Source organism: Nocardiopsis endophytica (genome assembly GCF_027706725.1).
Taxonomy (GTDB): domain Bacteria; phylum Actinomycetota; class Actinomycetes; order Streptosporangiales; family Streptosporangiaceae; genus Nocardiopsis_A; species Nocardiopsis_A endophytica.
In genome coordinates, this window is record NZ_JAQFWQ010000026.1 from 22,302 (window position 1) to 34,122 (window position 11,821).

At 75.0% G+C, this 11,821-nt stretch carries 8 protein-coding genes; 1 reads left to right on the plus strand and 7 read right to left on the minus strand.

Going from position 1 to position 11,821, the window contains the following annotated elements; all coding sequences use genetic code 11:
- Nucleotides 1-298 precede the first annotated feature (298 nt).
- On the plus strand, nucleotides 299-1,396 hold the full coding sequence (locus O4J56_RS11405; RefSeq protein ID WP_408639104.1) for a glycoside hydrolase family 26 protein: 1,098 nt from the start codon (nucleotides 299-301) through the stop codon (nucleotides 1,394-1,396).
- Nucleotides 1,397-1,617: 221 nt separating this feature from the next.
- On the opposite strand, the gene O4J56_RS11410 is transcribed toward O4J56_RS11405, so the two are convergent.
- From O4J56_RS11410 to O4J56_RS11440, 7 genes are all read right to left on the minus strand, one after another.
- On the minus strand, nucleotides 1,618-3,114 hold the full coding sequence (locus O4J56_RS11410) for a glycosyltransferase (protein ID WP_270685697.1): 1,497 nt from the start codon (nucleotides 3,112-3,114) through the stop codon (nucleotides 1,618-1,620).
- Nucleotides 3,111-3,512, minus strand: coding sequence for a glycosyltransferase family protein (locus tag O4J56_RS11415; RefSeq protein ID WP_270685735.1), 402 nt, complete (start codon nucleotides 3,510-3,512; stop codon nucleotides 3,111-3,113). The genes O4J56_RS11410 and O4J56_RS11415 overlap by 4 nt, the downstream gene beginning before the upstream one ends.
- A gap of 1,728 nt (nucleotides 3,513-5,240) precedes the next feature.
- Nucleotides 5,241-6,833, minus strand: a complete 1,593-nt coding sequence (locus O4J56_RS11420; RefSeq protein WP_270685698.1) for a lipopolysaccharide biosynthesis protein — start codon at nucleotides 6,831-6,833, stop codon at nucleotides 5,241-5,243.
- A 76-nt stretch (nucleotides 6,834-6,909) separates the two neighbouring features.
- Complete coding sequence (locus tag O4J56_RS11425; protein WP_408639105.1) at nucleotides 6,910-7,977, minus strand: sulfotransferase family protein; 1,068 nt, start codon at nucleotides 7,975-7,977, stop codon at nucleotides 6,910-6,912.
- Between the two features lie 126 nt (nucleotides 7,978-8,103).
- Complete coding sequence (locus tag O4J56_RS11430) at nucleotides 8,104-9,342, minus strand: aminoglycoside phosphotransferase (protein ID WP_270685699.1); 1,239 nt, start codon at nucleotides 9,340-9,342, stop codon at nucleotides 8,104-8,106.
- Entirely contained in the window at nucleotides 9,339-10,772 is a 1,434-nt protein-coding gene (locus O4J56_RS11435; RefSeq protein ID WP_270685700.1) for a ligase, read from the minus strand. The genes O4J56_RS11430 and O4J56_RS11435 overlap by 4 nt, the downstream gene beginning before the upstream one ends.
- Nucleotides 10,772-11,815 carry a Wzz/FepE/Etk N-terminal domain-containing protein gene (locus tag O4J56_RS11440; protein WP_270685701.1) on the minus strand — a complete coding sequence of 348 codons (1,044 nt, stop codon included), beginning with the start codon at nucleotides 11,813-11,815 and terminating at the stop codon, nucleotides 10,772-10,774. Before O4J56_RS11440 ends, O4J56_RS11435 begins: the two co-directional genes overlap by 1 nt.
- Between the last annotated feature and the right edge of the window lie 6 nt (nucleotides 11,816-11,821).

The window sequence follows — 11,821 nt, forward strand, 5'->3', positions numbered from 1 at the left end:
GGGGCCGGGGGGCCTGGTGATCCCGCGGCAGCCGACGCCGAGCCCTTCGCCGAGCGCGTCACCGGACGGGTCGGGCGGGTTGGTGATCCCGCAGCAGCCGACACCGTCCCCGTCGCCCAGCCCGTCGCCTTCGCCTTCGCCGAGCGCGTCTCCGGAGGGACCGGGCGGTCTGGTGATCCCCCAGCAGCCCACACCGAGCCCGTCTCCTTCGCCAAGCCCGTCCGCGAGTCCTTCGCCGAGCCCGTCACCCAGCCCATCGCCCTCTCCGGTCCCGTCGCCGACACCGCAGACCCCGCCCGTGGCGCCCTCGCCGAGCCCGTCGCCCAGCGCGTCGCCGGAGCCCACACCGTCGCCGGGCACCACCCCGGAGCCGCCCGGCGACGACCCCCGCTGCGACGTCAGCGAGATCCTGGAGCCCACCTGCGGCCTGTGGTGGGGCGCGAGCCCGTGGCAGGGCGACCCGGAGCCGCTCGAGCGGGCGGTCGACCGCAAGCTCGACATCGTCTACACGTGGAACGGCATCGACCAGTCGGAGATCCCCACCGACGCCGAGCTGGAGTACGCCGAAGAGGGGCGGCTGATCCACGCCAACATCGAGGCGAAGCGGTTCAACATGCGGGGCCACCCGGAGCAGGACTACAAGGACATCGTGGTCGGGCGCTTCGACCGCTCGCTGACCGCCCAGGCGAAGCGCATCGCCGAGCTGGAGCACCCCGTCTTCGTGACCTTCGACCACGAGGCCGACGCGAACAAGCGGTACAACCGGCGGGGCACGCCGGAGGAGTTCGTGATGGCGTGGCGGCACATCGTCGACGTGTACAGGAAGAACGGCGCGGACAACGCCGTGTGGGTGTGGAACGTGACCGGCTGGGCCGACAACCTGTCCCGCCTGCCGCGGCTGTGGCCGGGCAACGAGTACGTGGACTGGATCAGCTGGGAGGCCTACAACATGACCGGGTGCGAGCTGATGCCGCACTGGGACGACGTGGTGTCGTTCGAGGAGGCGCTGCGCCCGGCCTATGAGTGGGTGCAGGAGGAGGGGCCCAAGCACGGCATCGATCCGGAGAAGCCGGTGATGATCGGGGAGATGGGGACGGTGCCGATCCCGGGCGACCCGATGGCGACGGCCAAGTGGTACGCCGACATCCCCGAGGTGCTCAAGCGCTATGAGCGGGTGAAGGCCGTGAAGATGTGGGACGGGATGACCGCGCCCACCTGCGACTTCCGGGTCGGGCAGGACGCGTACGCGCAGTGGGGCTACGGCCTGGCGGGGCGGCACCCCTACGTGGCGGTTCCCGACCGGGTCCAGGAGATCGTGGACCGGGCGCTGAAGACCAAGGAGCACCTGCGCAAGGCCCAGGAGGAGATCCAGGGCCGACCGCGTCGGGGGGAGTGACCCGGCGGCCGCCTCGTGGTCCCGGCGCTGTCGTCAATGGCGGGCCTGAGACGGCGCCCGGCGACGAGCGGTCCCGGCAGGTCGGTGTCGGTCTCGGGGGAAGCGACGCTGCCGGGCCACTCTCAGGGGCGCTCTTCCCGAGATCAACGAGGCAGGGGCGGCGCTCGGCGGCGGAGTCGGCGGGGCTGGGCGCCCGGCGGCGAGCGGTCGCGGCGAGTCCTCTACAGGCCCTTGCCGTGGCGGTGCAGAGTACGGATCACCCACGGGGCGGGCAGGCCGCAGGCGACCGCCAGCGCCAGCGGGGTCCGCGGCTCCAGGGCGCGGGCCCGGAAGGTGCGGCCGACCCATCGCAGGGCGGCGCGGCGGCGCCCCGCGGCGGCCTCCGCGAAAGCGATCTGCCCGGCCACGCGCGCGTAGCCGCTGGGCACCAGGCGGAACTCGGGATAGCGGTCGAGCAGCCAGCGCAGGGCGGTGGCGATGGTCTGCCACCGGCCGGCGAAGTGCGAGCGGCGGTGCCAGAGCACCCGGACGCCCGGCGCCGGGATGTTCCGGATGGGCGCGCGGCGGGCCATGCGCAGCAGCAGTTCGTAGTCTTCGGCGTAGCTGCCGGGCAGCTCCTCGCTGACCGGGCCGCCGCCTTCGAGCAGCGCCTCGCGCCGGATGAGGAAGGTGGAGGGGTGCAGCTCGGTGAGGCGCGAGCCGAGCAGGTCGGAGAAGGAGACGGCGGTGCGGTCGAGCATCCGCTCGGCCTCGGTCCGGTCGTAGACGACGCGGATGCCGCAGCAGACCATCTCCGTCCCCGGGTCGGCCAGCAGCACCTCCACCTGGGAGCGGAGCTTGCCGGGGAACCAGGTGTCGTCGTCGTCGCAGAAGGCCACGTACTCGCCGCGCGCGGCCATGATGCCGGTGTTGCGGGCGCCGGCCAGGCCGGGGCTGTGGTCGTTGGCCACGACCGCCACCGGGCGCCGCGGGTCGTCGGAGGCCAGGGTGGTGTCGGGGTCGTCGTTGTCGAAGACGACGACGGTGCGCAGCACGCCGGGGTAGTCCTGTTCGGCGATCGAGCGCAGGGTGCGGCGCAGCAGGTCGGGCCGGTCACGGGTGGGCACCACGGCGCACACCTCCGGCCAGGTGCCCGGGGTCTTCTCCAGCGCGGGCAGCGGGTGGTCGGGGCGCGGCGGAGGGGCCAGCAGGTCGATGAGCTCTCCGGCGCGGCGGGCGGCCGCCTCGGAGCCGCCGGCCCCGGGGGCGCCGATGCGGAACTCGCCGGGGTGGGCGACGGCCTTGTCCAGGGCGGCGGAGAGCTGTTGGGCGGTGGTGCAGGCGCGCACCAGTCCGGAGGCGTCCAGCCGGGTGACGAAGCGGAGCTGGTGGTCGTCCACGTGCTCACCCAGCTCGGGGTCGCGGGCGGCGGCCAGCGGCAGGTGGCCGGCGCGGCGGGCGGCGGTGATCGACCCGGGGCCGCCGTGCGTGACCACGGCGGCGGCCGAGCGCATCAGCTCCTCCAGGCGGTCGGGCGGCAGGAAGGGCTCGCCCTCGGCGGCCGCGGGGGCGGGGGAGTGGCCGTGCTGCACCAGGACCCGGACCTCGGGGCGCTCGCGGGCGTAGGCGTCGGCCCACTCCACCAGGCGGCCGAACGGGTGGTGGTCGGTGCCCAGCGTGACGAGGACCAGCGAGGTGTCGGAGGGGACGGGGGCCGGGGAATCGGGCGCGTGGGTCACAGCAGCGGTCCTACGGTGATGGCGGTGGGCATGAACGAGCGCTGCTCCTCCCACTGGGCGAGGAAGAGCCGGGTGAAGGGCCGGCACAGACGGGCCGTCAGGGTCGGGGTCTCGATGCGGTCGTAGACCTCGATGTAGACGGTGGGCACCCGCAGCAGCCGGGCCAGGACGAAGAACGGCAGGGCGACCCCGGCGCCGGTGGAGACCACCGCGGCGGGGCGCCGGGCGGCCAGCACGCGCACCGCGAGCGCCGTGTTGCGCAGCAGGTTGGGCACGTTCCGGGTGGTGGGGTGGTGGGCCCAGTGCACCTCCTCGCCGTTCAGCAGCGACTCGGCGTCGGGGGTGCGGAAGGTGACCCAGGTCCGCTCGCGGTTCGACCACCACGGGCGCAGGGCCATGAGCTGGGCGAGGTGGCCCCCGCTGGAGGCGACCAGCAGCACCGGGGAGCTCTGGGCCGGGGCGTCCTCCTCGGCCCGAACCCCTGCGGTCAGATTCGAAGCGCGCCCGGAGGGCGCGATGAACGCGGTTGGCACGGAGACATCATTGCATAACTGAGAGTAATTTCTTCATTGCCTTGTGTGGTTTCGTAAGGAAATCCGGGAGTTGGGCCGAACGAGAGCCTCGACACACCCCCACCCGTCGGATGAGCCCACATCCGGGAAGAGGTCGTCGCGTCCATCCCTTGCCCACGGTCGGCCGCCGCCTGGTGGGCCCACCCCACACCGGGGAACGCGGTGGCGCGGGGCGCCGGTCTCCTCGCGGCCCCATCGGGGCGGCCCAGCAGGTACCCCGCTTATGGCCCCGGCCGGGTGGCAGGTCGGGTGGAGTGCAAGGGAAATGGCGGCGACGAGGAAGGTCGGCGGCCCTTCCGGCAGCGTCGTCGGCCGTCCGGCGTGCGGATGGTCGGCGTGGTTGGCGGCGACGGCACAAGAGGGGCGGTTCCCGGGCCTTGCCTGCCGGGCGGCGGGTTCCTCGCGGTCCAGGCCCGGCCGGAACCCCCGATCCGGGTGCCTTGGGCACCTGCCCGTCCCCCTCGGCGATGATCTCGGGAAAAACGCCCCTACCGGGCCGGTTTTAGCGTCCTTTTCCCCGAGATCAACGAGGGAACGGCGGCGCGGGGGTGCGCTGGTGTTGATCTCGGGGGAGTCGGGCTTATCGTGTCCGTTTTAACCCCGACTTCCCCGAGATCATCGCGGAGGGGGCCGCCCGGGCAGTGCATACCGGGCATACCGGACAGCAGGTGAAGGGGCCGGGCATCCCGCGTCGTGAAATCGACGCTTTTACGCAGATCAGGCGTCGATTCCACCACCCAAGTTCGCCCCCGCCTCCCTCGCCCGCCCCCTCTGTGATGATCTCGACGGAAGTGCTGCCATTCCGGCGGTTTTGACAGCACCCTTGTCGAGATCATCGCCGGGCAGGGGCGCACCGGGTCGACGGCCGCCACGAACACGGGGGTACCAGCCGAGCCGCCGCCGACCTGGACCGCGAGGAACCTGGCGCCCGGCAGGCGGGGCCGGGGAACCGCCCTGCTTGTGCCGTCGCTGCCAACCACGTCGACCATCCGCACGCGCCGTGGCCGACAGCGCTGCGGCGAGGGCCGCCGACCTTCATCGTTGCTGCCCTTGCGGCCTTGTGCTCCGGCGGTCTGCCGCCCGGGCGGAGTCCGTGAGCGGGGTACCTGCCGTGCCGCCCGCCGACCTGGACCGCGAGGGGCCCGCCGCCCGGCAGGCGGGGCCGGGGAACCGCCCTGCTTGTGCCGTCGCTGCCAACCACGTCGACCATCCGCACGCGCCGTGGCCGACAGTGCTGCGGCGAGGGCCGCTGGCCTGTCCTCGTCGCTGCCCGCCACCTCACACCCCAGCGGCCTGCTGCCCGGGCGGAGTCCGTGAGCGGGGTACCTGCCGTGCCGCCCGCCTACCCGGACCGCGAGGAACCTGGCGCCCGGCAGGCGGGGCCGGGGAACCACCCGGCTCGTTCCGTCGCCGCCCTCTCCGGTGACCACGCACACGCGCCGCGCCCGACGGTGCTGCCGTATGGGTCGCCGACCTGTCCTCGGCGCCGCTCGACACCTCTCACTCCGGTGGCCTGCCACTCGCCCAGGGCTTCGGAGCGCCGGGGCGCGGCGGTCAGTGAGCCTCAGTGGGGGCCGGGGTGGGCTTCTTCCAGCGTTTCGGGAGGAGGCCGTCCAGGTCGAGCACGGTGCGCATCCGCCACACCGTCGCCGCCCAGCCACTTCCGCCGAGCATCAGCGCCAGTACCAGCGACGGGCCGGTCGTCCCCAATACCCCCGCACACACCGCCGGCACCGCGCCGAACCACGCCAGCGCCGCGCCCGCGGCCGCCGTCCATCGGGGGCTGAACGGGTGCACCCCGATCATCCGGTGCAGCTGGACCAGCGGCAGCAGGTTGCGCACCCCGATCGCCGCCGCCCACGCCAGGGCGGCCCCCACCGCGCCCAGCGGCGGGATGAGCACCACGCACAACACCACGTTCGCCGCCAGCGACATCAGGTTGTTCGCCAGGTTCCACCCGGTCCGCCCGGCCATGGTGAGCAGCAGGTCCCCCATGCCCAGCGACGCCGAGGCCATCTGCGCCACCGCGACCACCACCAGCACCCCCGTCCCGGCCGCGCCCGCGTACCCCGGCCCGAACAGCTCCATCACCAGCGGGGCGTACACCACCGCCGGGAGGAACAGCGGCCACGTCAGGCAGATCAGCCACGCCGTCGCCGACCGGTACAGCCGCGCCGTGCCCTCCCGGTCGTCCACGGCCAGCATCTCGGCCATCCGGGGCCCCGCCGCGAACTGCACCGCCTGGGTCGCGAACTGCCCGGCCACCAGCAGCCGCGTCCCGGCGGTGAACACCGCCGCCGACGCCGCCCCCTGCACCGCCGCAACCAGCACGATCCCCGCGCGCTGGTTCCCGATCTGTGCCACCTGCGCCACCGACCTCGGCAGCGTGAACCCCCAGAACTCACGAGGAGTGGTGGGGGCGGTGGCGGGGCGCTGGTCTTGTGGGCCCGTACCTGCCGCCAGCGGTGGCGCCCCCTTGCGCACCACCCGCCGCAGCCACAGCGCCGCTACCACCGCCGCCGGCAGGTACGGGCCCGCCCACGCCACCGCGAGCAGCCCCGCCGAGCCGACCCCCGCCGCTCCGAGGACCAGCAGCACCTGTCCCAGCGGGCGGCCGACCTTCTCCACCACGGCGGTCGCCGCCATGTCGTGGTGGGCCCGGGTCGCCGCCAGCAGCGCCTCGGTCACCGCCGCGAACGGCAGGAACGCGGCCAGCAGCCTGAGGTACACCGCCGCCCCCGGCTCGCCCGCCGCCTCCGCGACCGGTCCGGCGAACACCGCCATCGCCGCGGCGAGCGCCAGCGACGCCGCCGCCACCGGCACCAGGGCCGTGCGCAGCAGGTGCCGGGCCTGCCCCGCGGCGCCCAGCGCCCGCGTCCGGGCCAGGAAGTACACCAGCCCGTTGGCGGTGCCCAGCTGCGCCACGGCCGAGGCGATCAGGAACACCGACGTCGCCGCGAACAGCAGCCCCGCGGTGTCCTGGGAGAACCCGCGCGCCACCGCCACCACCAGGGCCAGGTTGAGCCCGGCCCCGGCGACGGCGGCCGCCATGTTCAGCGCCCCGCCCCGGGCCGTGCGCGCGACGGCCTCGGCCCCGCCCCGGTCCTCGCCGCCGCCGCGGGTGGGTGTCGGGCTCTCGGTGGCCATCGTGCTCCGCTCGGGTCGTCGGTGTCGGGGGCAGGGGCGGTGCCGACCGGTGCCGGGCGGCACCGGTCGGCGCAGGTCAGTGCCGCTCGGAGGCGTACTTGGGGGAGGAGGAAGTGCCGGAGTCCCCCGTGCCCTCCCCGCTGGAGCCGTTGCTGGAGCCATCGCCGGAGCCATGCCCGTGGGTGGCGTCGGAGGCGCCGTCGGCGGCCTCCTCGGAATCGGCCTTCCCCTCGGAGCGCCCTTGCGCCCTGCTCCCCCTTCCCCCCTCCGGCTCGCGCCAGGACGGGGTGCGCCCCCACCACTCCGCCAGGCGCTCGTCGGAATCGGCGAACGCCTCCTCCAACCGCCTGCGCAGCCGCTCGGGCAGCTCCGCCCTGGGCCGGGCGTTGTGGTGGCCGAACACCACCCCCGGGCAGTGCCGCACCCCCAGGAACTCCTCCAGCTCCGGGAAGTGCCGGTCGGGGTCGGCGAAGAAGCGCTCGGCGTCCACCACGAACATGCGCTCGCGCCCCACGTGCCGCTCCAGGCGCAGCAGCTGGTCGATGTACCGACCCCGCGCCACATAGGCGTGGTGCTGGTGGTGGAACGACCGCTCCGAGGGGCCGGCCGCCGCCAGCCGCTCCTCCTCGCCCGCGATGCGCTCGGCCTCCAGGTCCAGCGCGCGCTCGAACGGCTCGGTCTCGTACCCCCGCGCGCTCTCGTGGCTGTGCGCCGAGTGCGCCCGCTCCACCGGGTCCCGCAGCATCACCACCACCTTCGCCTCCGGCAGGTCCGCGGCGATCCGCTCCGCGCACAGCGGGTGGAACAGGTAGTACGGGCTGGACTCGCCGACCACGCCGCCCGCGCCCCCGGCGGCCGCCCGCACGGTGCGGCGCAGCGGGAACCGGCTCCGGTACCAGTCGGTGCCGCGTCCGTAGGCGGTGTCGAAGAAGTGCACCCCCTTGCGCAGCGTGGGTCCGAACACCTGGGGATGCTGCATGAGCGCCTTGTACAGGGTCGTGGTGCCGCAGCGCTGCGCCCCGACGATGAGGAAGTCGGGGAGCGCCCGTGAGCGGCGGCCGACCCGGCCGGCCGCGTCGGCCGCGGTGAGAGCGGCGTTCTTCAGGGGGGTCGGAACGGACCGTCCGGCCAAAGGCAAGCGCATGGGTGTCCTCACGTGGTCGGGATGGAGCCCCGCGCGGGGTGCGGGGTGCGGGGTCGGGCGGCCGGAGCGGGCGGGGCCCGGTGCGGGTGCGGGGCCGACGGCGCCCGGGAGAGGCGCCGCCTGCGGTCATCTGCGGGGTCCGGCCTCGTGCGCCGCGCGCTCGCCGAGCCCCTCCAGGGCGGGCAGGAGCCAGTCGTCGACGGCCGCGAGCGGGCTCCCGGCCTCGTCCTGGCGGTCCTGCAGGTACCGGGTGGCCAGGTCGACCAGGTACAGCGCCATCACCACCGGCACGGCGTGCGGGCGCAGCCCCGCCTCGGCCACCAGCGGGTCGCACAGCAGCCGCGCCCCGCTGTCCAACCACCGCTGCACCCCCGCCTGCACGCCGCCCTGCACGCACTCGTTGAGCTCGTAGTGCAGCGCGTCCATGCCCAGCGGGACACCCGACTCCAGGCGCTCCCAGTCCCACACGAACGCCCGGCGCGGCGTCCCGGCGATGTTCCACCGGGTCAGGTCGCCGTGCCAGGCGCCGAACGGGATCCGCACGTCCGGCAGCGCCTCCAGGGCCTTGCGCAGCCGCGGCGCCTCCGGCCGCCCCGCCAGCACCTCGATGCGCCGCTCCAGGTGGGCCCGGTAGGGGCCGGTGCGCAGGTCCCCCTCACCGATCCCGTCCATGGCGGCGATCTGCAGGACGCACCGCAGCAGCTGGCGCCGGGTGGGCCGGTCGGTCTGGTCGCCGACCGGCAGCGCCTCCTGCACCAGCAGGGGCCGCCCGTTCCACTCGCCCTCGTACATCAGCCGCGGCACGGTGACGTCCGGCAGGTGGGCCTCGGCCAGCCGTCTCAGCGCCCGGGTCTCGGCCCGCACCAGGCGCGAGGTCAGATCGTTGACGCCCACCTTGGCGTAGCCCACCGCCCGCCCGGCGGGGGTGAGCAGGAGCAGCACCGGTTTGCGGTTGGCGCGCGGCGGCCCCACGTGGATGGCGATGACCACGTCCCGGTCCAGGGCGGCGCCCAGGGCGTGCTCGATGGTGTGGCCGGTGCCCACGTGCAGCCGGTCGCGCAGCAGCAGCGGCGCCACCCCGCTGGCGAAGGCGGTGGTGAGCAGGGCGGCGCGGACCCGTTCCCGGAAGGAGTGGCGCTGGGCGAAGGCGGCGATGCCGCGGGCGGCCGCGTACCGGTTGGTGACAGGCAGGATCACCCGAGGATTGTGCGCGGACGGGACCGGAAGGTACTCGCGCACGTGCGCGGCGGGGTGGTCGGGGGCGGGCACGCGTCTCTCCGCGCACTCGGCGCCGCGCCCCAGGAGCCCTCCGCAGGGCCACAGCACCTCGGCCAGGTCCGTCAGATAGGTGGTCTCCCCGTTCACCGCGCGACACCCCCTGCCGCCGTCGCCGCCACGGCACCGGGGGCCCGCCGCCAGAGCAGTGCGATGCCGGTCATCGTGACCGCCAGCGGTGCCGTCAGCGCGACATAGAAGAACATGTACCAGAAGAGCAGGAGAACCGATAGAAGGGCGGCGGATCCCACCGCGTCCCGTTCTCCCCGGTGGCGCCAGGCGGCCGCGGCGAAGAAGCCGAGGAACAGCCCGGTGCCCACCCACCCGTTGGAGATGAGCGTCAGCCAGAACTGGCCGTTGTTGCCGATGGTGTGGTTGCCGCAGCCCGGGCACTCGGGGGAGGTGCCGATCGCGATCGAGTCCGAGCTGCCGAGCATGTCGCGGGTGGTGCCCCAGCCCAGCACCGGTGACTGGGCGGCGGCGTCGACGGCGGCCCAGCTGGTGGCGGCCCGCCCGTCGTCGCTGTGCGGGTTGGCGATGCGCTCGCTGACCAGGTCCATCAGCGGTGAGGCGGCCAGCGCGACGCACAGGCCCGTGACCGCCAGCACGCCCGCGAGCGCCGCGGCGACCCGGCCCGACCGCACTAGCTGCACCAGGGCGAACACCGCGGTCAGCGCCAGGCCCACCCACAGGGCCCGGTTGAGCGAGTGCACGATGGGCAGCAGGGACACCGCCACCGCCGCCAGACCGGCCCAGCGGCGCCACCCGCCCCGCCCGCGGCCGGTGAGGATCCACCCCGCCGCCAGCCAGGGCAGCAGCAGGGACAGCATGTTGCCCCAGGTGTTGGTGTAGGGCCACGGCGCCTTGGGCCGCGCCGTCTCGTACCCCAGGACGTCGTCCATGACCTGTGACGACGACGGGTGGATGAGGGCTTGGACGTAGGAGTCGGAGGCGACGGCGCCGGGCAGCAGCGCCTCCAGCGGGGAGGTGAACCCGAAGTTCGGGGCGGCCATGCCGAGCAGCCCCCCGGCCGTCGTCGCGAGGAACAGCCACCCGAGCGCGCGGGCGATCCGCGCGTCCGACAGCTCGTCGCGGCCGGTGTTGCCGATGTAGAGCAGCAGTACCGTCAGCGCCAGGTAGTGGCCGAGCCGCACCAGTGCCCCGAGCACGCCGCCGGACCCGGGCAGGGCCCCGTCCGGCACCATCCCGATCAGCGCCATCCCTGCGGCCGCCCACAGCAGGAACAGCGCCCACAGCCCGAACCCGGGCGGCAGCCGGAGCCCGCGCTCGCGGTGGCGCCGGAGGAGTCCGGCGGCCATGGGCACGGCGAACACCCAGAAGGCGAAGGGGCCCAGCCCCAGCGCCCACCAGAGCGGGTACCCGGCGAACAGCCAGATGACCGGCCACCCGGGTGCGAGGAGCCGGAAGGCGGACGGGGCGGCGGCCTTCTCATGGGCCGCACCTACTCCGGCCGCCCCTTCTCCGGGCGGCCCGGCCCCCGACCGGGTCGAGGCCCCCATCAGCGGCGCGCCCCGGCCTCGGCGGGCTCCTCCTCGCGGGACCGGTCCGCCGACCCCTCGTCGGCGTCGGCCCCCTGGTCGGCGCCCTCCTCCTGAGCGCCCTCGTCCTGAGCGCGCTCCCCGTCCGAGGCGGGCGGGACCGTCCCGGACTCCCCGGCGACGGCCTCCGCCGCGGGTGCCTCCTGCGCTTCCTGGGACTCTTCCGCCCCCTGCGGCCCCTGGACGGCCGCGTCGGCCCCGGCCCGCCCGCGCGCCCTGCGCTCCAGGGCGAACGCCGCGCCCGCGCCGACGGCCAGCCCCAGCATGCCGCCGCCCGCCAGCCACAGCACCGGCTGCGGCGACGCCGGGCCGTCCGGCAGCGCGGCCGGGGTGAGCACCTGCCCCGGGATCAGCGACGCCTTCGCCGCGGTCAGCGGCCCGGTCTCGGCGTTGAGGTCGGAGATCTCGCTCTGCACCGCCTCCAGCCGCGCCTCGGCCCGCGCCCGCTTGGCCGCCCCGCCCTTGGCGGCGTCCTCGGCCAGCTCCTCCATGTCCTCGGTGCGGGCCTCGGTCTGCTCGTCCAGGGCGGCGAGCCGGGCGTCGATCAGCTCGCCCACCCGGGCCCGCCGGTCGGCCAGGTAGGCGTCGGAGAAGGCGGTGGCGCCGTCGCGCGCGGCCTCCGGCGTCGGCGCGGTGTAGGAGATCTCCAGCACGCTGCTGTTGGGCGGGACCTCCACCTCCACCCGCTCGCGCATGGAGGCCGGGTCCGCCCCGCCGAGCTCCCGGCCGGCGGCCGAGGCGACCCGTGCCGAGGCCACCACCTGCGCCTCGGTGTCCAGGTTGACCTCCCCGTTGGTGCGCCCGGACAGCTCGCCGGTGAGTTCGGCGACCCCGGTCGGGCGCACCTGGACCGCCGTCGTCGCGGTGTAGGCGCGGGGCGCCAGGGCCAGCCCGGCCCCCGCGATCGCCAGCCCGGCGGCGGTGGCGGCGGCCACCGCCCTCCAGCGTCGGCGCAGCGTCTGGGCGCAGTCCTTCAGGTCCGGTCCGGCGGCGGAGGTCTCCATGCGGCC